The 22128-nt window shown below is 63.2% G+C and carries 19 protein-coding genes; 15 read left to right on the plus strand and 4 right to left on the minus strand.

What is annotated here, in order from left to right; genetic code table 11:
* Positions 1-3: 3 nt before the first annotated feature.
* The 3 genes from ACFRJ9_RS17840 to ACFRJ9_RS17850 are packed head-to-tail and all read left to right on the plus strand — an operon-like array spanning position 4 to position 2965.
* Positions 4-777: a lysophospholipid acyltransferase family protein gene (locus ACFRJ9_RS17840; protein WP_377670627.1), complete on the plus strand. Its 774-nt coding sequence runs from the start codon at positions 4-6 to the stop codon at positions 775-777.
* Positions 774-1826: an NAD(P)H-dependent glycerol-3-phosphate dehydrogenase gene (locus tag ACFRJ9_RS17845; RefSeq protein WP_377670630.1), complete on the plus strand. Its 1053-nt coding sequence runs from the start codon at positions 774-776 to the stop codon at positions 1824-1826. Before ACFRJ9_RS17840 ends, ACFRJ9_RS17845 begins: the two co-directional genes overlap by 4 nt.
* The gene (locus tag ACFRJ9_RS17850) at positions 1826-2965 is read left to right on the plus strand and encodes a D-alanine--D-alanine ligase family protein (RefSeq protein WP_377670632.1); all 1140 of its coding nucleotides are present in this window, start codon (positions 1826-1828) and stop codon (positions 2963-2965) included. The genes ACFRJ9_RS17845 and ACFRJ9_RS17850 overlap by 1 nt, the downstream gene beginning before the upstream one ends.
* Before the next feature lie 70 nt (positions 2966-3035).
* Here ACFRJ9_RS17850 and ACFRJ9_RS17855 read toward each other — a convergent pair whose 3' ends face one another.
* Positions 3036-3545 carry a DUF3515 family protein gene (locus ACFRJ9_RS17855; RefSeq protein WP_377670634.1) on the minus strand — a complete coding sequence of 170 codons (510 nt, stop codon included), beginning with the start codon at positions 3543-3545 and terminating at the stop codon, positions 3036-3038.
* Positions 3546-3667: 122 nt separating this feature from the next.
* Here ACFRJ9_RS17855 and thiL point away from each other — a divergent pair, with 122 nt between their 5' ends.
* From thiL to rsmD, 4 genes are read left to right on the plus strand one after another with little or no spacing between them, the layout of a single operon-like run.
* Positions 3668-4681: a thiamine-phosphate kinase gene (thiL, locus tag ACFRJ9_RS17860; RefSeq protein WP_377670637.1), complete on the plus strand. Its 1014-nt coding sequence runs from the start codon at positions 3668-3670 to the stop codon at positions 4679-4681.
* Positions 4682-4703: 22 nt separating this feature from the next.
* Positions 4704-5747: a DAK2 domain-containing protein gene (locus ACFRJ9_RS17865; protein WP_377670710.1), complete on the plus strand. Its 1044-nt coding sequence runs from the start codon at positions 4704-4706 to the stop codon at positions 5745-5747.
* Positions 5737-7989 (plus strand): ATP-dependent DNA helicase RecG, encoded by a 2253-nt coding sequence (locus ACFRJ9_RS17870; RefSeq protein ID WP_377670639.1) that lies wholly within the window; start codon positions 5737-5739, stop codon positions 7987-7989. The genes ACFRJ9_RS17865 and ACFRJ9_RS17870 overlap by 11 nt, the downstream gene beginning before the upstream one ends.
* Before the next feature lie 21 nt (positions 7990-8010).
* Positions 8011-8595 carry a 16S rRNA (guanine(966)-N(2))-methyltransferase RsmD gene (gene rsmD, locus ACFRJ9_RS17875; RefSeq protein WP_377670712.1) on the plus strand — a complete coding sequence of 195 codons (585 nt, stop codon included), beginning with the start codon at positions 8011-8013 and terminating at the stop codon, positions 8593-8595.
* 12 nt (positions 8596-8607) lie between these two features.
* Here the strand turns inward: rsmD and ACFRJ9_RS17880 are convergent, their stop codons facing one another.
* Both ACFRJ9_RS17880 and ACFRJ9_RS17885 read right to left on the minus strand, forming a co-directional pair.
* Positions 8608-9267 (minus strand): spermidine synthase, encoded by a 660-nt coding sequence (locus ACFRJ9_RS17880; protein WP_377670641.1) that lies wholly within the window; start codon positions 9265-9267, stop codon positions 8608-8610.
* A 131-nt stretch (positions 9268-9398) separates the two neighbouring features.
* The gene (locus tag ACFRJ9_RS17885; RefSeq protein ID WP_377670643.1) at positions 9399-10652 is read right to left on the minus strand and encodes an aminotransferase class I/II-fold pyridoxal phosphate-dependent enzyme; all 1254 of its coding nucleotides are present in this window, start codon (positions 10650-10652) and stop codon (positions 9399-9401) included.
* Positions 10653-10687: 35 nt separating this feature from the next.
* Here ACFRJ9_RS17885 and coaD point away from each other — a divergent pair, with 35 nt between their 5' ends.
* The 8 genes from coaD to ACFRJ9_RS17925 all read left to right on the plus strand — a co-directional run bounded on the left by coaD (position 10688) and on the right by ACFRJ9_RS17925 (position 17039).
* Positions 10688-11188: a pantetheine-phosphate adenylyltransferase gene (gene coaD, locus ACFRJ9_RS17890; RefSeq protein ID WP_377670646.1), complete on the plus strand. Its 501-nt coding sequence runs from the start codon at positions 10688-10690 to the stop codon at positions 11186-11188.
* A 166-nt stretch (positions 11189-11354) separates the two neighbouring features.
* On the plus strand, positions 11355-11882 hold the full coding sequence (locus tag ACFRJ9_RS17895; RefSeq protein ID WP_377670649.1) for a YceD family protein: 528 nt from the start codon (positions 11355-11357) through the stop codon (positions 11880-11882).
* 33 nt (positions 11883-11915) lie between these two features.
* A complete protein-coding gene (gene rpmF / locus ACFRJ9_RS17900; RefSeq protein ID WP_377670652.1) occupies positions 11916-12119 on the plus strand; it encodes a 50S ribosomal protein L32 in 204 nt (67 codons plus the stop codon).
* 23 nt (positions 12120-12142) lie between these two features.
* Positions 12143-12853 carry a ribonuclease III gene (rnc, locus tag ACFRJ9_RS17905; protein ID WP_377670654.1) on the plus strand — a complete coding sequence of 237 codons (711 nt, stop codon included), beginning with the start codon at positions 12143-12145 and terminating at the stop codon, positions 12851-12853.
* Positions 12854-12856: 3 nt separating this feature from the next.
* Positions 12857-13816: a bifunctional DNA-formamidopyrimidine glycosylase/DNA-(apurinic or apyrimidinic site) lyase gene (mutM, locus tag ACFRJ9_RS17910; RefSeq protein WP_377670656.1), complete on the plus strand. Its 960-nt coding sequence runs from the start codon at positions 12857-12859 to the stop codon at positions 13814-13816.
* A 183-nt stretch (positions 13817-13999) separates the two neighbouring features.
* On the plus strand, positions 14000-14719 hold the full coding sequence (locus ACFRJ9_RS17915; RefSeq protein WP_377670658.1) for a hypothetical protein: 720 nt from the start codon (positions 14000-14002) through the stop codon (positions 14717-14719).
* An 86-nt stretch (positions 14720-14805) separates the two neighbouring features.
* The gene (locus tag ACFRJ9_RS17920) at positions 14806-16014 is read left to right on the plus strand and encodes an MFS transporter (RefSeq protein WP_377670714.1); all 1209 of its coding nucleotides are present in this window, start codon (positions 14806-14808) and stop codon (positions 16012-16014) included.
* A complete protein-coding gene (locus ACFRJ9_RS17925; RefSeq protein ID WP_377670660.1) occupies positions 16011-17039 on the plus strand; it encodes a TolB family protein in 1029 nt (342 codons plus the stop codon). The genes ACFRJ9_RS17920 and ACFRJ9_RS17925 overlap by 4 nt, the downstream gene beginning before the upstream one ends.
* A 104-nt stretch (positions 17040-17143) precedes the next feature.
* On the opposite strand, the gene ACFRJ9_RS17930 is transcribed toward ACFRJ9_RS17925, so the two are convergent.
* Positions 17144-22078 carry a DUF4082 domain-containing protein gene (locus ACFRJ9_RS17930; protein WP_377670662.1) on the minus strand — a complete coding sequence of 1645 codons (4935 nt, stop codon included), beginning with the start codon at positions 22076-22078 and terminating at the stop codon, positions 17144-17146.
* Between the last annotated feature and the right edge of the window lie 50 nt (positions 22079-22128).

Genomic DNA, 22128 nt, shown 5'->3' on the forward strand with positions numbered 1-22128 from the left:
CCTTTGAAGGAATCGGCCAAGAGCCGTGCCATGTTCATGCTGCTGGCTGGCCTCGCGCGTCCGCTGATGAACATCCTGATGTCCAAGAAGTGGGAGGGTACCGGGAACCTTCCTGCCGGCGGATTCATTGCCGTACCCAATCACTGCACCGAGATCGACCCCATCGTGATCGGGCACATGGTTTACAACCAGAAGCGGCCACCGCATTTCCTCGCGAAGGCGGGCCTGTTCAAGGTTCCGGTGCTCGGTGCCTTGCTGCGCGCCACCAAACAGATTCCTGTTGAACGCTCGACGGCGGGGGCGAACCGCTCACTGCAGGTCGCCAAGGAGGTGGTGGACGCCGGAGGCGCCATCATCATCTACCCCGAGGGCACGCTGACGCGCGACCCGGACCTTTGGCCGATGAAGGGGCACACCGGCGCCGCCCGCCTGGCCCTGCAAACAGGAGCTCCGGTGGTGCCCATGGCCCATTGGGGAGCCCACGAAGTCTTTCCACGCTATGCCAAGCGCTTCCACGTTTTCCCGCGGAAGACTGTTCGCGTGCTGGTGGGCGAGCCAGTGGACCTGAGCGCGTTCGCTGACCGTCCGCTGGACCGGACCACGCTTACTGAGGCCACGGAAGTGATCATGGCTGCAGTGACGGAACTTCTGGAGGTCCTTCGCGGAGAAGCCGCACCCACGGAACGCTGGGATCCGGCCGTTCACAAACAGTCCAAGCATGGCCGTTTCGTTGAGCGGGGATCCGGCGAGACCCCGGAACCGGAGGATGGCAAGTGACTGCGCACGAAAGTCCTGTCTTCGTTCCGGAAAAGGTGGCTGTCCTGGGGGCTGGCTCCTGGGGCACCACGTTTGCCAAGATACTGGCGGATGCCTCTGCGGCTGCAGGGGTTGAACGCGAGATCCGGATTTGGGGGCGCCGTTCGGAGGTGGTTGACCGGATCAACGCGGAGCACCGGAACGAGCAGTACCTCAAAGACATCGAACTCCCCGCAACCATCACGGCATCGACCGATGTTGCGGAGGTGCTTCGTGGTGCCACTCTGGTGGTGCTTGCTGTGCCCGCCCAGTCCTTGAGGCCACAATTGGGTGAGTGGAAGCCGATGCTGGCTCCTGACGCCGTTGTTGTGTCCCTGATGAAGGGCCTGGAGCTGGGCACTGACGCCCGGATGAGTGAGGTCATTGCGCAGGAGCTGGGCCTCCCGGCGTCGCGCGTAGCTGTTGTCTCAGGGCCCAACCTTGCGATGGAGATCGCCCGTGAGCAACCCACGGCGTCGGTGGTTGCCTGCAGCGACGGCACTACGGCGGCCGCGATTGCGCTCTGCTGCACGGCACCGTACTTCCGTCCTTACACCAGCACCGATGTTGTGGGTGTAGAGATCGGCGGGATCGTCAAGAACGTGATTGCGCTTGCTGTGGGCATTTGCGAAGGCCGCCAAATGGGTGACAACACCAAAGCCTCCGTGATTACCCGCGGGCTCGCGGAGACGTCCAGGCTCGCGCTGGCCTTGGGTGGAGAAGCCCACACCATGGCCGGCCTCGCGGGACTGGGGGATTTGGTGGCCACGTGTTCGTCAGCGCTCTCCCGCAATCACACTGCCGGACGCCTGCTGGGCGAAGGACTGACCCTTGACCAGGTGGCCGCGCGAATGACCCAGACCGCCGAGGGCATCAAGTCCGGGGCTGCGGTGCACGAGCTTGCCGGCAAGCTAAACGTTGAAATGCCCATTACCGCAGCAGTTGTAGCGGTATTGGAGGGCAAAATGTCCGTTGATGACCTGGGTCCACGTTTGCTGGCCCGGGCACTGAAGTCCGAAGGCGACTACTGATGGTGACTATAGAATCCACTCCCGCTGCACCCCGCCGTCCCCGTGTTGCGGTGCTCTTTGGCGGGCGTTCCAGCGAGCACGCCGTTAGCTGTGTCACGGCGGCCGGCGTCATGGGTGCCATCGATAAGAGTAAATACGACGTCATCCCCATCGGCATCGCCAAGTCCGGACAATGGGTCCTGGCCTCGGGCGATACCAGTCAATGGTCGTTGAGCACTACGGCACTTCCGGAGGTTGCGCCGTCGGGCAAGACCGTCACCTTGGCTGAAGTCGGCGGAGAGCATCAGCTCATCGTGACTGAACCCAATGCCGTTCCCCAGGAACTCGGTTCCGTGGACGTTGTCTTCCCGTTGCTTCATGGTCCCTGGGGTGAAGACGGAACCATCCAAGGCCTCCTCGAGTTGTCGGACACCCGGTACGTGGGTGCCGGCGTGCTGGCATCTGCCGTCGGGATGGACAAGCACTTCATGAAGGTGGTCTTCGAGTCTGCCGGCCTCACCGTGGGACCGTACATTGCAGTCACTGACCGGGAATGGTTGACAGACGCCGAGGCGGTCCGGAAGCGCGTAGACAAGCTGGGGTTCCCGGTGTTCGTCAAGCCTGCCCGTGCCGGCTCGTCCATGGGGATTTCCAAGGTCGATTCCCTGGAGGCATTGGACGCCGCCATCGAGGAAGCCCGTGGCCATGACCTGAAGCTGGTCATTGAGGCTGGCATTGAGGGCCGCGAGATTGAGTGTGCGGTCTTGCAAGGACGGGGCACGGACGCGCCGCGCACATCCATGCCCGGGGAAATTGCCGTGGCAGTCGGTGAGCACCAGTTCTACGATTTCGCCGCCAAGTATGTGGACGACGGTGCGGCAGCGCTCAGCTGCCCGGCCGACATGCCGGACGAAGCCATCAACCGTGTGCGGGACCTGGCCGCGGTTGCTTTCGACGCCGTGGGCGCCGAGGGACTGAGCCGTGTCGACTTCTTCTACACCCCGGCCGGCGAGCTGATCATCAACGAAATCAACACCATGCCCGGTTTCACGCCCAAGAGCATGTACCCGCAGATGTGGGCGGCCTCGGGCTTGGCTTACGGTGAGCTGATCGACGAACTGATCCACCTTGCCCTGTCCCGCAAGACCGGCCTGCGCTGACCCAGGCAAGTAGCAGCCTGGCGCGTTGTGAACCCTCACAACGCGCCCGGCTTCTACTCATCCTGGAGCACTATTTGCCGGATGGCAGGTTCTGCAGGTCTTCCTGGCCGACGCACTGACGGGTGGCCTTGATCTTGCCCACTGCGGCCGCGAGTTCCGTCAGGACCGTCGCAGAGCTGATGTTCGCCGATTCCAACTTGACCGGATCGATCAGGATCTCCGTGGCGGGATCGCGGCCGAACGTGGTCAGGGTGTAGACGGGGTCGCCTTCCTTGATGACCCAGTCGATGTCGTTGACACTCACGCAACGATCAGTGGTGGGACCCGGGACGTTGACGCCGCAACGCAAAATAACCTGGGACGGATCTCCCCATGCCGCCGTGGCCTGGCTGTTGGTCTTGCGCAGCGAAGCATCGCCGATCTTGTCCGGAAGCGCCACCATCATCGGAGCGCAGGCGGCATTGGCGGCGTCTGCCGCGGGCGTCACATCAACGGCTGGTGAACACGCCGACAAAGCGATGGTGGACAGGGTGGCCACAGTGACGGCCAAAGCTGTCCGGCGGAGGGTCTTTCGGTGCATCCATCCAGCCTATCCCGCCTGCCCTGCCCGGCAGATTCGCGTAGTGCGGGTCACATTCCTTGCCTGGTCCCCTGCCAGCAAGGCGACACTATTCTGTCGGTGGATCGCGATAGCGTAGTGCCGTGCCAGAAGAACAGTTGACCGTCCAAGACCTTTCGGAGTCCGAGCTCCTTGCCCGGATCTTTCCGCGGCTGAACCATAGCCCCAGCATTCTGTTGGGTCCCGGGGACGATGCTGCCCTGGTTGCGGCCCCTGATGGCCGGACGCTCATCTCCATCGACACCCAGACGCAGGACCAGGATTTCAGGCTGGTCTGGAACAACGGCTACAGGACCAGTGGTTACGACGTCGGCTGGAAGGCTGCCGCCCAGAACCTCAGTGATATCAACGCCATGGGAGGAAGTGCTACTTCCCTTGTGGTGAGCCTGACGATGCCACCGGCAACTGCGGTGGATTGGGTGGAGGCCTTCGCCGACGGCCTGACAGCTGCCATTCGCGCACTGGGTGCCCCGGACTGTTCGGTCGCTGGCGGGGACCTGGGCAGTGGCCGGGAGATCGCCGTGACTGTCGCCGTCGTCGGCACGCTTTCCGGCATGGCACCGGTGCTGCGCTCCGGCGCCCGGCCCGGTGACGTCGTGGCTGTCGCCGGAACGCTCGGCCGGGCAGCCGCCGGCTGGGCCCTGCTGGAAAGCAATGTCCCGCTGGGCACCCTCAGTGCAGGACTGCTGGGCCTGATCGACAACCAATGCCGGCCGGTGCCGCCATTGTCGGCAGGACCCTTGGCTGCGCGTGCGGGAGCCAGCTCCATGCTGGATGTTTCGGACGGCTTGCTTCGCGACGGCGGCCGCTTGGCTGCTGCGAGCAACGTTGTCCTCGATTTTGATCCGGTCGCGCTGAAGATCCATTCCTTGCCGCTGGAACCCGCTGCTGCGCTGTTGGGTGAAGAGGCGATCTCGTGGGTTCTTGGCGGGGGAGAGGACCACGGATTGCTGGCCACCTTCCCAGCAGGAATTCAGCTGCCGCAGGGCTTCACTGCGATAGGCTCAGTTCAAGCCGTTGTCGAGCCGCCAGGCAGCGGCGTCCGGATTGCCGGGCAAGCTGCTGACACCGTTGGATGGGATCACTTTGCAGACTAAGATCGCCGCGAATTCGCACGCCATGAAGCGCTGGCTCAGCAAAGCGGAGGTGGTCCTCGGCAACCACAGCGACCGCCTGAACGCGATCAACATCTTCCCCGTAGCTGACGGCGATACCGGCACCAACCTCTACCTCACCGTTCGGGCTGCCGTGGCGTCCCTGGGAGGTACCGCGCCCGCCCCCACTGATCCGGGCAACGATGTCGGCGCGCTTCTGTCCCGTGCCGGGCAGGCAGCCATGGAGCAGGCGCGGGGCAACTCGGGCACTCTCTTCGCCGTTTTCCTGTGCGCCGCAGCTGAACCGCTTGTTGGCAAGGCGCGGCTCAGCGCCCCCCTCCTCGCCACAGCGCTCAACCGGGCGCAAATCAGGGCCTGGTCTGCCTTGAGCGACCCCGTCTCCGGCACCATGCTTTCGGTCCTTGAAGCGGCGGCCCGGGCGGCCCAGGCCGTAGACGACTCCCAAAACGGCGATGACAGCAACCACGCACTCGGTCTTTCCCTCGACGCCGTCGTGGAAGCAGCCTTCCAAGCCGTGGTCCGCACCGAGGACGAGCTCGCGCAACTGCATGAGGCGCACGTTGTGGACGCCGGCGGCGTGGGCATGTTGCTGGTGCTGGACTGCCTCCGCTCAGCTGTCCTCGGCGAGGAGCTCCAGGATGAACTCTTGGACGGACTTCACGGCTACAAGCTGCAGGATCCCCACATCCATGAGCACATGCCGGCGGACGATGGCGTGGAAGTCATGTGCACTATCAGCCTCTCGCCCCTGAACGCTGCCATCCTCCGGCAACGCCTTGATGAGATGGGGGATTCCGTGATCATGAGCCAAGTGGGCGGCACAACCGGCCAGGACGATGACGACGAATCCACGGTCGAAGCCAGTTACCGCTGGCGCGTGCACGTCCATGTCCCGGATCCCGAACCCGCAGTCGCCCTGATCCGCTCGCTGGGAGATCCCACGGACATAGCCGTCAGCCAGTTGGCAGTGCCACGCGATACCCGGCAGGAGCCGGCCTACAACCAGGAATCCAGCAGCGTTCCGGGCCAATCACGGCATGAATACTGAGCTGGAACTGCCCCTCGAGCGCAGAATCGGCAAGAGGTCTGCGGCCGTCATTGAAAAGCACCTCGGCCTGAGCACCACCGGCTCCCTGCTGAACTACTTTCCGCGACGCTACCTGACCCGCGGTGAACTGACGCCCATCAGCAACCTCCCCCTGGACGAAGAAGTCACGCTGATTGCCCGTGTCTTGTCCAACACCTCGCGCCAAATGCGTGCCCGACGTGGGTCAATCACCGATGTCGTGGTGACTGACGAGGTCGGAGGAAGCGCCGCAGGCACACTGAAAGTCAGCTTCTTCAATGGTTTCCGGGCCAAGGCGGAGCTCCTTCCAGGACGTCGGGCCATGTTCTCGGGCAAGGTGAGCCGCTACGGTGGCGCGCTGGGCCTGACGAACCCGGACTTCCTGCTCCTGGATGAGGACCCGGAAGCCGAAGGTTCCATGGATCCGGAGAAGCTGGCAGCCATGCCCATCCCGGTGTATCCGGCAACGGCGAAGCTGACCAGTTGGTCCATTCATAAGGTCATCTCAGCGCTGCTGCAGACCATGGACTTGGACGCCCTGGAAGATCCCCTCCCACGCACGATAGTGCGCAGGGACGGGTTGCTCAGCGTGGCAGAGGCGTACCGCCTGATCCATTCACCGGAGACCAACAAGGACTGGCAGCGGGCCCAGGCACGCTTCCGCTACCAGGAGGCCCTGGTCCTGCAGACGGCCTTGGCCCGGCGCAGGGCGCAGCTCGCTGCTGAAGAAGCAACCGCACGTCGCCCGCTTGCCGGAGGCCTGCTGACCGGTTTCGACCAAAACCTGCCGTTCACCCTGACCGCCGGCCAATCCGCCGTCGGAAAGACGCTCGCGGAAGAACTTGCGCGGGACAACCCCATGAACAGGCTTCTGCAAGGAGAAGTGGGGTCGGGCAAGACCATAGTTGCTCTTCGTGCCATGTTGCAGGTGGTGGACGCCGGGGGACAGGCTGCACTTTTGGCGCCTACAGAGGTTCTGGCGGCCCAGCATTTCGACTCCATCCGCAGGACTCTGGGCCCACTGGCACGCGAGCCCATGTTCGGCGGCGCAGGCATGCTGGGCGGGGACTCCGCGCAGAAGGCCGTTCAAGTGACGTTGCTGACCGGCTCCATGCCGACTGCGGCCAGGAAACAGGCCATGTTGGATGCTGCCTCGGGAAACGCCGGAATAGTGATCGGCACCCACGCCCTGCTGAGCGACAAGACCAGCTTCCAGGACCTCGGATTGATCGTGGTGGATGAGCAGCACCGCTTCGGAGTGGAGCAGCGTGATGCCCTGCGGGCCAAGGCTCAGCGGCCGCCCCACCTGCTGGTGATGACGGCTACCCCGATTCCCCGCACAGTGGCGATGACGGTCTTCGGAGACCTTGAGACCTCTATCCTTGATGAGCTTCCTGCGGGCCGTGCCCCCATTTCCACACATGTGGTGGGGCTCGCGGAGAACCCCGGATGGGCGGACAGGATCTGGAAACGGTCACGCGAGGAAGTTGAGTCGGGTCACCAGGTTTATGTGGTGTGCCCCAAGATTGGCTCAGACGACGACGGTGATTTCAGCCCAGGGGAGGTTGAGCCAAGCGAGGCGGACCTCGCGGACGAAGGCCCTGCGCGGGAGCTTGCGTCCGTGACCGCTGTCGTCGAAAGCCTGTCGCAGGAGCCATCCCTGGCCGGCGTACCCGTGGCGCCCCTTCATGGCCGGCAGGATCCGCAACTGAAGACCGAGACCATGGCGTCATTCGCAGCCAACCACACCAAAGTCCTGGTTTCCACCACGGTCATCGAGGTGGGCGTGGATGTCCACAACGCAACCCTGATGGTGATCCTGGATGCCGACCGCTTTGGGATTTCTCAGCTCCACCAGTTGCGGGGCCGGGTGGGTCGCGGCGGATTGCCGGGAACGTGCCTGTTGGTGACTACGCTGGAACCGGGACATCCGAGTCGTCGGCGCTTGGAGGCCGTTGCCTCCACAACTGACGGCTTCGAACTTTCCCAGGAAGATTTGAAGCTGCGCCGGGAGGGCGACATCCTGGGGGCCTCCCAATCCGGCGGACGCTCAACCCTGAAGCTGCTCCGTGTCCTGGAACATGAGGACATCATTGCCCGCGCACGCACGGATGCGCAAAGTTTGGTGGCCGAGGATCCGGCGCTGCAGCGCCAGCCGGTTCTGGCGGCCGCAATAGACGAGTACTTGAACCCCGAAAAGGAGGCGTTCCTTGAACGCGGTTAGTGATCCACGCAGGCCCGGCGCATCGAACGGAATGAAAAATTGAGCCGCATCATCTCCGGAGCGGCCGGTGGCAATCCGCTGACCAGCGTTCCAGGAACGGCCACGCGGCCCACCACGGACCGGGTCAAGGAAGCATTGTTTTCCCGGTTGGAGTCCCTCGCTGTCATTGGCGATGCCCGGGTTTTGGATCTCTATGCCGGGTCAGGATCCTTGGGGCTTGAGAGCGCCAGCCGGGGTGCCCGGACTGTGGATTTGGTGGAATTCGATGCCAAGGCAAGCGAGGTTTGCCAGCGCAACGCCACCATGGTGAACCAGATCCTGGGCAGCAGGAAGGTTTCCGTCCACCGGTCCAAGGTGGAGTCATTCCTTGAGCGGGCCGGGGAGCAGGACGTGTGGGACCTGGTGTTCCTTGATCCGCCTTATCCCTTGGAAGAAGAGGCGCTTAGCTCCGTGCTGGCCAAGTTGGCGCCGCATCTGGACGACGCCGCTGTGGTGGTGGTGGAGCGGAGTTCGCGAAGTTCCGAGCCTGGGTGGCCCGAAGGCCTGGAATGTTTCGCCGACAAGAAATACGGCGAAACCAAGCTGTGGTTCGCAGAACCTGTCTGACCCGCGTTGCGGCTAGCCGCTGATCCGGTCAAGGTCCACGCCGGTGAGGACCGACGCCGGATGCGGGCCGCGGGCCAGGAGTTGCGTGGTCCACTCCGCGGGCCAGGGCTTTCGCGTTCCTGCCAGGATGATGTTGCCCGGATAGCGGCCGGCGAACATTCCCGTTTCGGCGAACGCGGCGACGTCCGGCATTGCTTGGCGCAGGGCGGCGACCTGGCTACGAACGAGCGTCAGCGCAGGTTCGTCCCCCACATTGACGATCAGCACGCCCTCCGGGTTCAGCCGTGCCGCGGCTTCTTCATAGAACTCGCGGCAGGCGATATGGGCGGGTGCTTCCGGACCGGAAAAGATATCGAGAATTACGACGTCGAATCCCACCTGGGCGGGGAGGTCCGCCAAGGCGTCGCGGGCGTCGCCGATGTGGGCGTGCAGGCTGGTGCCCTCAGGCATCGGGAGGTTCTGGAGGACGAAGTCCAGAAGTTCACGCTCAAGTTCAACGGCGTATTGTTCCGAGCCGGGTCGTGTTGCTTGGATGTACCGCGCCAGCGTGAGTGCTCCGGCGCCAAGATGCAGGACACTGACGGGAACGCCCGGTTCTGCGGCCAGATCCACAATATGCCCGATTCTGCGCAGGTACTCGTAGAAGATATCGGCCGGGTCCGCCAGGTTCACGTGTGACTGCTCAGCGCCGCCGATGCTCAGGATGAAGCTGCCCTCGATCAGGGAGTCGGCGTCGATTGTGGCGTGCTGGCCCGTGGTGCGGAGGAAACGGCTGGCCTTGTGCTGGCCGGAGCTGATCGGGTTCAGAGCCGGTCCTTAAGTGTTGCGAGCCTTTCCGCGGCCTCTTCCAGTACGTCCGTTTTCTTGCAGAAAGCGAAGCGCAGAAGGCTGCGGGTCCGTTCGGCACCTTCAGGGTGGCAGAAGACAGGGACCGGAATGGCAGCGACTCCGACGAGTCCGGGAAGGCGTCTGGCGAGGTCCACTGAGTCGCTGATGCCCAGGGGCGCAGTGTCCACGTTAATGAAGTACGTACCGCTCGGTGTGTACACACCGAATCCCGCAGCGCTCAGGCCCCGGGCAAGAATGTCGCGTTTGTGTCGCAGAGTCTCAGCGATGCCGGTGTAAAAGTCGTCGGGAAGCGCCAGCCCCACGGCAATGGCACTTTGGAAGGGAGTGCCCGAACTGTAGGTGAGGAATTGTTTCACGGTGCGGACAGCGGCTACCAAGTGCTCCGGGCCACTGAGCCAGCCGATCTTCCAACCAGTAAAGGAGAATGTCTTTCCAGCGGAGGAGATTGTCAGGGTTCGCTCGGCAGCTCCCGGCAATGAGGCGATGGGGATGTGCGGGACGCCGAACGTCAGGTGTTCATAGACTTCATCCGAAACAATCAAGGCGTCGTATTTGGCGGCCAGTTCCACGATCTTCGCCAGGGTCTCTTGAGGGAAGACGGCGCCGGTGGGGTTATGCGGATTGTTCAGGAGGACAACCCTGGTCCGGCTGCTGAAGGCCCCTTCCAAGGCACTGAGGTCCGGCAGGAAATCCGGGGCCAACAGGGGGGCCGTGACGTGCTTTGCTCCTGCCATCCCGATGATGGCCCCATACGAGTCGTAGAAGGGCTCGAACGTCAGTACTTCGTCTCCCGGTTGGACGAAAGCCAGGAGTGAGGCAGCGATGGCCTCCGTGGCACCGGTGGTGATCAGGATTTCAGTCTCGGGATCGGGGGCCAGTCCGTAGAAGCGTTGCTGGTGTGTCGAGACGGCTTCCCTGAGCGCAGGGATGCCCTTGCCCGGGGCGTACTGATTTGCCCCTGCGGCGATTGCCGATTGCGCTGCTGCCTTGATTTCTGCGGGCCCGTCTTCATCGGGAAACCCTTGCCCGAGGTTTATTGCTCCAGTGGAGATGGCCAACGTGGTCATCTCCTCGAAGATGGTCACTCCCAATCGGCCGTCCGGGGAGAGGAGGTTGGCTCCAGTGGCGGCCCGTTGCCAGGGTGCCGGGCTTCCGCCGACGTTGGTACTTGCTGGTGCGCTGCTGCCTGCCGATGCCATGTGAGCCATGGTATCCCGGCAAAGCTATGGGGTAGGTTCGTGTCATGAGACGTGCGGTATGCCCTGGATCCTTTGACCCCATCCACAACGGACACCTTGAAGTCATTGCCCGGGCGGCCGGGTTGTTCGACGAGGTCATCGTGGCTGTGTCCACCAACTACGCCAAGAAGTACCGTTTCAGCTTGGAAGACCGCATGGAGATGGCCCGCGAAACCCTCGCATCGTTGCGGGGCATCATCGTGGAACCCATGGGTGAGGGATTGCTGGCCGAGTACTGCCGTCACAGGGGCATCTCGGCGATCGTCAAGGGGCTACGCTCGTCCTCCGATTTCGACTACGAACTGCCCATGGCCACCATGAACCGCCAGCTGGCCGGCGTCGAAACTGTGTTCTTGCCGGCGGAAGCCCATTACGTCCATCTTTCGTCCACCCTGATCAAAGAGGTCAACGTGCTGGGCGGCGATATCTCCGATTTCGTTCCTAAATCCGTGTTGAAGCGGCTTCTCGCGGGTGAGTCTGCAACGGAACCGCCCCGCAAGGGGTAGTCTTTATGGGTACCTCGCGCCTTCATGGAAAGCGCCCCAACCGAATCCGCCGTGCATTTACGTGCGCCCGGGCGTCGGTTTGAGTCCTCAACCGTGATCAGGCTAAGATGGTACGTCGGTCATATGTTCTACAGGAGTTCTCATTAAGCGAGATGCAAGTTCGCCCTTGGCGTTGGTAGTCAAGGACCTTGGACGCAGTCCAGGGACCATGCGGACACTCAACGAGCATGTACCTGCGCCAAGTGACCTTGGTGTGGCGCTCATTGGCGTAAAGGAAGGCTCGGATATCGAGCTGGATCTTCGTCTTGAGGCCGTACACGAAGGAATTCTGGTATCCGGATCCGCGATCGTCGAAGTAACCGGCGAATGCGGTCGATGCCTGGATCCCCTTGCGTATGACCTTGAGGTCAATGTGCAAGAACTTTTCTTCTACGAAGGCCTTGAGCTTTCAGGTGAAGAAGACGATGAAGAGCAACGTCGAGTCGAGTACGATCTAATCGATCTTGAGCCGGTGTTGCGGGACGCAGTTGTCACTATGCTGCCGTTCCAGCCGGTGTGCCGGGAAGACTGCCAGGGCCTTTGCTCCGAATGCGGAGCACGCCTGGAAGACGAGCCGGGGCACCACCACGAGGTCATTGACCCTCGCTGGGCTGCCCTAGCTGAAATGGCTAAGACTGACCGGCAAACCGATTAGTAAGTGTTCGTCTAAGAGAGAAATGAGATAGCCGTGGCTGTTCCCAAGCGGAAAATGTCTCGCGCAAATACACGCGCCCGCCGTGCCCAGTGGAAGGCAACTGCCCCCACCCTGGTCAAGACCGTTGAAAACGGACAGGTTACTTACAGCCTGCCGCACCAGGCTAAGGTCGTTACCGACTCCGCCGGCACCGCGCTGTTCCTTGAATACAAGGGCCGCAAGGTCGCAGACGCCTAATCTGCCGTACAGGCTGACTAAGGATGTCTTCAACTGAAGAGCTTCTGAAGCGTCTCGGTGTCTCCATTGACACCGAGACGCTTCGTCTTGCTCTGACACATCGCTCATACGCGTATGAGAACGGTGGGATCCCCACCAACGAGCGCCTTGAGTTCCTCGGCGACTCCATCCTGGGATTCTCCGTCACTGATTCTCTCTACCGTGAGAACCCCTCGCTTCCTGAAGGCGAGCTCGCCAAGCGACGCTCCGCCGTCGTAAGTACGCGTGCTTTGGCGGGAATTGGTCGGGAAATCGGCATCGGCGAGTTCATTTACCTCGGTCAAGGCGAAAAGCTGACCGATGGCAAGAACAAAGCCTCCATTCTGGCCGACACCATGGAAGCCCTGATCGGGGCCACGTACCTCTCGAACGACATCGAGACCGCCCGCCAGCTGGTCATGCGTCTCGTGGGCCCGTTGCTCAAGGACGCCGGCGCACTGGGCGCAGGGACTGACTGGAAGACCAGCATCCAGGAGCTCACGGCCAGCCGCCAGCTTGGGGCCATCCACTATGCCGTGGAAGGCTCCGGTCCGGATCACGCCCGCACTTTCGAGGCCGTGCTCAACATCGGCGGAACACCTTACGGCCGTGGCTCGGGTCATTCCAAGAAGGAAGCTGAACAGGAAGCAGCCGCTGACGCGTGGCGTGCCCTCTCTGCCTTGGACCAAGCTCCTGCCGGTCCCGCTTCCGCCTGACGCATGCCTGAACTTCCCGAAGTAGAAGTGGTCCGCCGCGGCCTGGCCCGTTGGGTCCGGGGCCGCTCCATCACTGGGGTCGATGTCCTGGACCCGCGCTCCATCCGCAGGCACGCCCTGGGCACGGAAGACTTCATCGGGAACCTTGAGCACGCCACCGTCCTGGATGTCGTCCGGCGTGGCAAATTTCTCTGGATGCCGTTGGCCATGGACCCTGTGGGCCAAAACAGCACTGGAAGCTTGCCCAAGGTTGCCTTGATGGCGCATCTGGGAATGAGCGGCCAATTGCTCATGCAGGACCCTGGCGTGCCGGATGAGAAGCACCTCAAAGTGAGGATCAGCCTCAGCCCGGTGGACGGCATGCCTGAGCAGCTGAGGTTCGTGGACCAACGTATTTTCGGAGGCCTGTTCGTCACGTCCCTGGTACCCACGGCTGACAACGGTCCTGGTGGATTGGGCGAGACGCCCCTGCCGGAGATCGCGGAAGAAGCGGCGCACATCGCGAGGGATCCCCTGGATCCGTACTTTTCGTTTGACGCGTTCTACCGCAAGGTCAAGAGCCGGAAGACGGGGCTGAAGAGGGCCTTGCTGGACCAATCCGTCATTTCCGGAATCGGAAACATTTACGCGGACGAGGCATTGTGGCGCGCCCGCCTCCATTACGCCCGGGCTACGGATACGCTGCGCCGCGGGGATGCCGAGCGCCTGGTGGATGCCGCGAAAGACGTCATGAACGCTGCCCTCGCTGTCGGCGGGACCAGCTTCGATTCTCTGTATGTGAACGTCAACGGCGATTCCGGGTATTTCGCGCGGTCGCTTAATGCCTACGGACGGGCCGGCGAATTGTGCGGACGCTGTGAGGCAATTGGCCTGAACAGTGTCATTAAAAGGGAACAATTCATGAACCGTTCCTCTTATACGTGCCCTGTGTGCCAACCGCGGCCACGGAACGGACGATGGTAGGGCCAAAACTGTTCCGGAATCCGGACCGCAATGGCAGACTGTCCCCATGAAAAGCTTGGCGCTTCGAATCGCCATCGCAAGGTCCAACGCCACCACAATGTGGGTGGCGTCAGTTCTACCCGCGATCATTCCTGACAGGACGCCGCACGCAGCGCCCACGGGCGCACAGACACCAGGAAAGCCATGATTGCGCGGCGGCTGGTCATAGCGGGTGTTTGCCTGGCTGTGCTGATCGCCGCCGTCGCCATAGTGCTTGACCAAATGGCTGGAAAGCCAGGCGCCACTTCCGCCGGTACGTCAACCTCGGCCAGCCCGAATCCGACTCCGGGCAGCTCCGGCTCCAGCAGCGCCGGCGCCGGCGCTCCGACGTCGGGAAGCCCGGCGTCGAACGGTGACGGGAACAGCACCGACGGCAGCGGCAGCCAGGGTGGCGGTGCCGGCGAGAACGGCGGTGCTGCCACTGCCAAACCGCTTGAAGTGCTTCCACCGGTAACTGCCAGTCCCACCGGGCTGCCCGAACCATCAGCACCAGCTCCGCTCATCACGGGTGCCCTGCCCCAACCGGGCACGGCGGACGGTGAGCTGGTGGATGGCTGGCCCGCCGGGGTGGTGTCCTTGCCCTCAGGGACCACTATTGGCTCGACCTCCGTCTCCACGTCCGGCGATGTCCTGCAACTCACCGCCGACGGCATCATCGCCAAGCCGCAGTCTGAGGTGCTGGGATCATTCCGGGAATCATTGGTTGCCCACGGATTCTGGTCCGAGGACGCGCCGGCCGCAGACGGAGCGGTGGCGGCCCGGTTCGTGCGGGGGACAGACACCGTGACGGTTTCGGTGTCGACGACGGGAACCGGCAGCTCACGCTTTCAGCTTTTGGGCAGCCTGCACACGACGGCGGACTAGGGGCGGCTATGTACATTTCTCTCTCGGATCGCAGTGGCGGCAAACGGGACAAGTCGCAAGGCGGGGGAACGGCACTATCGAGCGAAGTGCCGTTTCGTTTGTCCCCCGTAATTTTGTGGCTTGGCATCGTGAGCATGGTGACGGATGTGTCCTCCGAATCGGTCACGGCGATTCTCCCGCTGTATGTGACTGGCTTTCTGGGGTTGTCCACCATCGCGTTCGGTTTCATTGACGGCATCAACCAGGGCGCCAGTGCGATCGTCAGAATTGCCGCCGGATGGGCTGCCGATCGCAGCGGCCACCCCAAACGGATCGCGTTGGCCGGCTACGGATTGTCCATGGTGGCCAGGATCGGTTTCCTGTTCGCCGGGGGTTTCTGGGCGGTAGCGGCAATCGTGACAGCAGACCGGATCGGAAAGGGAATCCGCACGGCCCCGCGCGATGCCCTCATCACGGTGTCCGCCCAGCCTCAGCATCTGGCCCGTTCCTTTGGCGTTCACAGGATGCTTGACAATATCGGGGCCGCGGCCGGACCTTTGATCGCCTTCTTCGTGTTGCTGATGATTCCGAACGGTTTCAGCACGGTTTTTGTGGTGTCCCTCGCGTTCGCAGTGATCGGTGTGGCCGTCCTGGCCCTCGTCGTGCCGGACATGAGGGCCCGCGGGCTGAAGGGTGTGGAGGAAGGGGCAGGACGGCGGCTCTTTGCGTTCTCCTGGAGCCACCTGAGGGAACCCGGCTTGGGGAAGTTGCTGATCGCCGCAGGTCTGTTGGGCCTAGTGACCATTGGGGATGGCTTCATCTACCTGGTGTTGCAGGACAGGGATTCCTTTGCGGTTCAATGGTTTCCCCTGCTGTTCGTAGGCACCAATGTGGTGTTCCTGGCCTTCGCGGTTCCGCTGGGACGGTTGGCCGACAGGGTGGGCAAAGTGCCGGTCTTCGTCGGTGGACATATCGCCCTGCTTGCCACGTATCTCATGGCGGCCGCTCCCTTCGGCGGACTCTGGGTGACTCTGGGTTGCCTTGTCCTCCTGGGTGCCTTCTACGCGGCGACGGATGGCGTCCTGGCAGCCTTGGCAGGCCAGCTCACGCCACCGGGGAAGCTTGCCACCGGTATCGCCTCCGCGCAAACCGTGGTGGCCCTGAGCCGAATGCTTGCTTCGGCGGGTTTCGGGGTGCTGTGGTTTGCCGTGGGCGCGTCCACGGCCATGGTGGTGGCCGGGATCCTGTTGGCCTGCGCGGTAGTGGCAGTTCTGTTTATCCTGCCGGGTGTGAAGCCTGTTTCGGGCAACGCATGAGCGGGCTGCTTGCCGGAGGAAAGGTACGTTGGGGTGTCCTCTTGGCCGTCACGGCGCTCGTGCTCGGGGCTGCCGGGGTTTACGCCGTTGGTGCGTACCAGCGTTTCGAGCAGAGCCGGACTGCAGCGCCCTCCGTGGGAGTCCAGGCGGGCCAGCCGCTTCCAGCGGTGCCGTTCGTCGTGTTCCGGAACACGGCATCGGGGCAGGGCTACGGGAACGCCGCAACAGTTCCTTTGTCAGCTCCGGACGGAACCCGTGCGGTCAGTGAGCAGGAATGCGACCGCGTCTACGGAACGGCCTCCAGCGTGGTGTGCCTCAAGACGAACAGGGGATTGGTGACGGCATTTGAAGCCGTGGTCCTCAACCGGGACTGGCAGCAGCAGCGGGCCTGGCCCCTCCCGGGGATACCCAGCCGGACCAGGATCAGCCCGGACGGGTCCATGATTGCCACCACGGTGTTCGTCACGGGTCACTCCTACGCAACAGCGGGGTTCTCCACGGCCACCGAAATCAGCCTTCCTTCGGGCGGTTCGGGAAACCTCGAGGACTTTGCCCTGATGGTGAACGGGGAGCGCCTGGCGGCCTCGGACAGGAACATTTGGGGAGTTACCTTCGCCCCTGGCCAGAGTGACGTTTTCTACGCCACTGCGGCGTCTTCCGGGCGTATCTGGCTTGTTCGCGGGAGCCTTTCAGCCAAGACCCTGACCGCCGTCCACGACAATGTGGAATGCCCGTCGCTTTCGCCTGACGGCACGCGGATCGCGTACAAGAAGAACGACGGCGGGGCGCTGGCCGCGCATTGGAAGGTCGCTCTTCTTGACCTGGCCACCGGACAGGAAACGGTGCTGTCCGAGAAGCGCAGCGTCGATGACCAGATCGAGTGGTTGGACAACGAGAACCTGCTGTACGGGTTGGCCGATGACACGGTCGAAGGGGACAGCAACATTTGGAAGTTGGGTACGGATCCAAGCTCCCAGGCGGCCCTTTTCATCGCCCACGCGTGGTCGCCCAGCGTCATCCGCTGAGTGCACTGTCCCCTGAATGCACTGTGGCAAACATGATTCCGCTGGCGCCCGGCCCGGAGTTCAGGGGCTGGACGTCAGCGGAAGTCAGGCAGCTGTCAAGGACCTCAGCAGATCCGCAGCAGGCCGCAGAGCAAGCCACCGGATTGGGTGGGACTCGGCGATGGTGACGGACTTGGACTCGGAGAGGCGGTTGGCGTCGCAGTTGCTGTTGGGGCCGCTGTTGTTGGTGCCGGTGTCGGAGTAGGTGTGGGTGTCGGAGTAGGCGTCGGCGAAGGAGTTGCTACTTGCGTTTGAGCCTGGGCGGGAGCGGCCGAGGAGTACACCACGTCAACGAAGTAGTTCGTAGCGTTCCAAGAGCTGGCCGGCATGACGCCACCGGAACCATACCGGTAACGGCCGTTGTTCGGTCCCACAGCGGTGAACACCCCGCTTGTCCAGGCTTGGTTGAAGAAGCCGGAGGTGTAGGAGTACCGCCCGTTGGGAGCCCTGTAGGACACGACGTACGTCTGGCCTGTCACCAGGGCCACTGGCGTTGATAGCGTGGCCGTTTGCCAGCCCGTGGCCGTTTCATTGGTGAAGGTTACCTGCGCCAGGCGTGTACCCGCGGAATTCCACAACGAGCCCACATGGGTCCCCGAGTTGCCCGTTCCCTTGTAGAAACGGATTCCGGTGACATTCCCCGCTTGGGAGACTGTGAACGCAGTTCCCAGTTCCACCGGCGAGAAGTCAGTGCCCGAGACCACCTGGGGGAGCAACGATCCAAAGATGGTGGACTGCTGCACCGCCGGGCTGGCAGTGGTGAATTGCCAGGTGGTGGTGGGGAGTGTCTGGCCTTGTTGGGAGACGACGTTCGCCACGCTCGCCGTAATGGCAGTGCTGGAAGGCAGCGCTGCCGCCGGAGTGAACGTGATCGTCCGGTTGTCAGCCGAGAGCGCCGCTGTGCCTGCCACGGATGCCCCGTTCGCTGTCAACGTGAACGATGCCCCTGTTTGGATTGCCGATGAGAAGGTGATGGACGGCTTCACATCCGTTGGGATATTGGTGGCTCCGGGTGCCGGCACCTGTTCCGCAACAGCCAACGGCGGTGCGGCCACCGTGAACACCAGGTCCACCAGGTAGCTGGCGGTGGATGATGAGTTGGGGAAGTCGCTGTTGTACGCGAAGGCACCCGAGTCAGCGGCTGTGCGCAGCGGCCCGCTGGTGAAGCCTTCGCCGAACCCGCCGGCTGTGTAGGAGTACTTCCCGGTGGGGGCCTTGTACGCCACCACATATTCAGTGTCGGCGTCGATGTTCACCGGCTGGCTGAAAGTAGCCGTCTGCCAGCCCGAGCTGGACTCATTGGTGAACGTGACCGTTGCGAGCAGTTGTCCGGCGGACGTGAAGAGGGAACCGGTATGGGTACCCGTGTTGCCGGCCGCCTTGTAGAAGCGCACGCCGGTGACTTGGCCGGCCGTGTCACTGGCAAACCTCACTCCCAGTGACAACGACACGCCGTCGTTGGCATCTGGAGTCGTCGGGGTGACAGTGTCCTGGTAGAGCGTGCAGGGGCACACGCCCGGCGTCCGTGGGGCAGGAACAGTGGTGAACGTCCAAGTCCCGCCCGCGGACATCGGCTGTCCGGAAACCGCGGTTGCAGTCACCGTAGCCGTGTACGACGTTCCAGCTGCCAGCGCCGAAGTCGGAGTAAACGTGACTTTGCGTGTCGCGGAGTCGTACGTGGTGGACCCCGCCACTGCCGCACCGTTGGTGACCTTCACAGCCAACGTAACGCTGGAAGCCACTGCGGCCTCAGACAATATGCCGCTGACGGCAGTATTCAGGGGAACACTGGACGCGTTCGGCTGCGGCGACTGCGAACCCACCGTAAACGGTGTGTTGGGTACCGTTACCACCACGTCCACCAGGTAGCTGGCAGTGGACCGCGAAGCAGCGAAGTCACCGCTGTAGGTGTACGCCCCGGCATCCGACGCCGCCCGCAGAGGCCCGACGCTCATGCCCGAACCGAATCCGTTGGCCGTGGCCGAATACGTTCCGGTCAAGGATTTGTAGGACACGATGTAGTCCGTGTTCGCAGCCATCTGGACGGGCTGGCTGAACATTGCCGTCTGCCACCCGGAGGCGCTCTCATTGGTGAACGCGACAGTTGCCAACTGCTGGCCGGCAGCTGTGTACAGGGCGCCGTTGTGGGTGCCGGTGTTTCCTGCCGACTTGTAGAAGCGCATGCCCACTACTTGCCCGGCCGAAACACTGGAGAACCTCACTCCAAGCGTCACCGGAACACCCTCACGGAGCTCGGCGATGCCCGGAGTGACGGAGTCGTCGAACAAACTGCAAGGGCAGGCTCCCGGAACGGGGAGGGTTGCCGCGGTCGTGAAGGACCAGGTCCCGCCTGCGGTCACCGGACCGCCGACGGAATCAGTGCCGGCGAGGGTGGCGGTGAATTGGGTACTGAACGCAAGGGCACTCGACGGCGTAAACGTCGCCCGCCGCGTGGCGGCGTCGTAAGCGGTGGTTCCGGCTACCGGACCCGACGGCGACTGCAACGTCAGCTGGACACTGGCGGCCGTCACGGGCTTGGAGAACACCGCGCTCACCTTGGTATTGACCGGAATGCTCGACGACGAGGGGGCCGGTGAATGCCCGGACACCGTCATGGGGCTGGAGTCCACGGTGCTGAACAATGCGTCAGCGAAGTAGTTGCCGCCGTTGAAGCTCGACGTCGGGAAGCCAGGGGAAGTGCTGTACACGCCTGCCGGTTCAGCTCCGAAGCCTCCTGCCACCTTCAAGGGCGCGTCCGTGGAACCGAAGGTGGCCCATTGGTAGTCCTTGGTGGCGTAATGGCCGTTGGGTGCCCAGAACGAGGCCGTGTACTTCTGGCCAGCTGCCACCGGGACAGCTTGGGCGAAGAGCACGGACTGCCAGCCGGAAGCCGTTTCGTTGGTGAACGTCGCCGTGGCAAGGCGCTCGCCGGTGGCGCTCCACAAAGAGCCTGTGTGTGTTCCGGTGTTGGCTGCGCTCTTGTAGAAGCGGACGCCGGTGATGAAGCCGTCTACTGAAGGAGTGAAGCGAAGACCCATTTCGTAGGCTCCGCCGTCTCCGGAATCCTTGACCACCGGAACAGTTTGGCCGAAGACGCTGTAGGGGCCGCTGAGGGTGAGGTTCCTGGTGGCAGCGGTCCCGATGTTGGCGCTGTCATCGATGGCCCGGGCCTGGATGGTGGCCGTGGAAAGCCCCTTCTGGATATAGGTGTAGCTCCAGCTCTGCTTGCCCTGGGCAGGGTGCCAAGTGGTCCCGCCGTCGGTTGAAACCTCGACGCCGGCCACCACGCCGCCGGTGTCGGCGGCTGTTCCCGTCACGGTGACGCTGCTTCCTTGGGCCACGGTCGCGCCGTTGGCCGGGGCGGTGATGGCTGTTGTGGGCTTGGTGGTGTCAGTGCTGGCCACAGCAGCAACCAGGCCTGCTGCGCGGGTGGCAGGCTGCGCGCCCATGTCGGCAAGGAGATTGACCTGCGCCTGACGCATGCGAGCGTCGGCCGCGGCGCCGTCGCCGTCGTGCTCCTGATCCAGACCCCATGTCCATTGGACGCTGCCCGCTGAGAACACCAAGGCGCCGCTGGCGGCCCGGTACAACGTGACGTTGTGGGTGGTGCTGCCTGGAGCCACGGTGTTCCCGAAGTCCTGAAGGTACTCGGGGACGCTGCCAACGGTGGTTGAGAGCCGGACCAGGCCTGCCGGCCGGAACCCGTTGTCCAGGTCCTCATTGGATTCGTACCCCACTGTGTGGGGCGCAAGGGCCGCGGAGGAGCCGGCCGGCATCGTAGCCAGCGACGTGTTCCGCCAGAGCCTGGTTTTCCCTTCCTCGGCGCTGACCGTCACCGGCAGGTCCGAGTGGTTGGACATGTACAGGGTCCCAGTCAGGCCGTTCTCCGGGAGGCCTGCGCCGTTGGCCTGGGACGCAAAGCGGGGGTCCCGCCACGTGCCGGTCCACACAGTACTGGGATCAATCTTGCCGTTCCCCCAGGTCTCCTTGTAGCAGGTCAGCGTCCGGTTGGCGGCTCCGTCCACCGTGGACGCCTCGAACCGTGTATGCCAGTACATTTCATTGCCGGAAAGGAACTGCAGATTCACTCCCGCGTCACGGGCAGCTGTGACATTGGCCCGCTGAGGTCCGGACCAGTACTCGTCGTGGCCCACGGACAGGAACACTTTGTGGTTCAGGAGCTCCGCGCCGCTTCGATCGGCGTCGAGGCCACTGATGTAGCTGACGTCGTAACCGTTCTGCTCCAGGAAACGCACCATCGGGTATTCATTGGAGAAGTAGAAGTCCCTGCCTCCAGGGCCGTCCCTGGTTGCCATGGGACGGTTGTAGCTGACTTTGTAGGACCGGCCGTTCGCTGCACCCTGGTAGAAGTCCGAGCCTCCATAGGTGTTGTAGGCCTGCCAGGTCTGGTCAGCGGTCTGGAAAACGACCGCCGAGTGGTTGCCGTCGTTGCGCACGATGAACGTAATGTGGCTCTTCGCACCCGTATCGGGCCGCGTCAGCAACGCGATATAGACACCCGAGACCGCAGTGGCCGGGACCTGCCAGGTTGCAGAAACAGCCCAGGTCCCGCAGTCATACAGTTCGGTGGTGATGTCACTCCGGCATGCCGGCTGGTTTTGACGCAGAACCGACGGCGTCACATCGGCGATCTTGCGGGCTCCGTTGCCGCCGTACCAGCCGGTGCGGTAGATCCCGATCGTGTAGCTCTGGGCGCTGGTGTCGACTTTGAAGCGGATGGGTTGGCCGGCGTTGACGCTGATCTCGGTGGAGAACCCTTGGATGCTGTCGTCGCCGGCACCATTGATGTCCCATTCAGAGGGCGGACTTCCGGTCTTGGAGTTCTCGCAGGCCACCAGGTTCACCACCGGGTCGCAAGGGCCGGCGGCGACGGCCGCCGGCACGGTGAGGGGCAACAAAGCCGCCACCATGGCAATCACCAAAGGCACAAGAAAGCCCTTGAGGACTCGCTGCGGTCGGGTAGCTGAAAGACCGGGCATCGTAACTCCTGGAGTGGTACGCCAATTGCGAATTCGGGTCCGCGGTTTCA

The organism is Paenarthrobacter sp. NPDC056912, from assembly GCF_042786555.1.
Classification (GTDB): Bacteria; Actinomycetota; Actinomycetes; order Actinomycetales; family Micrococcaceae; genus Arthrobacter.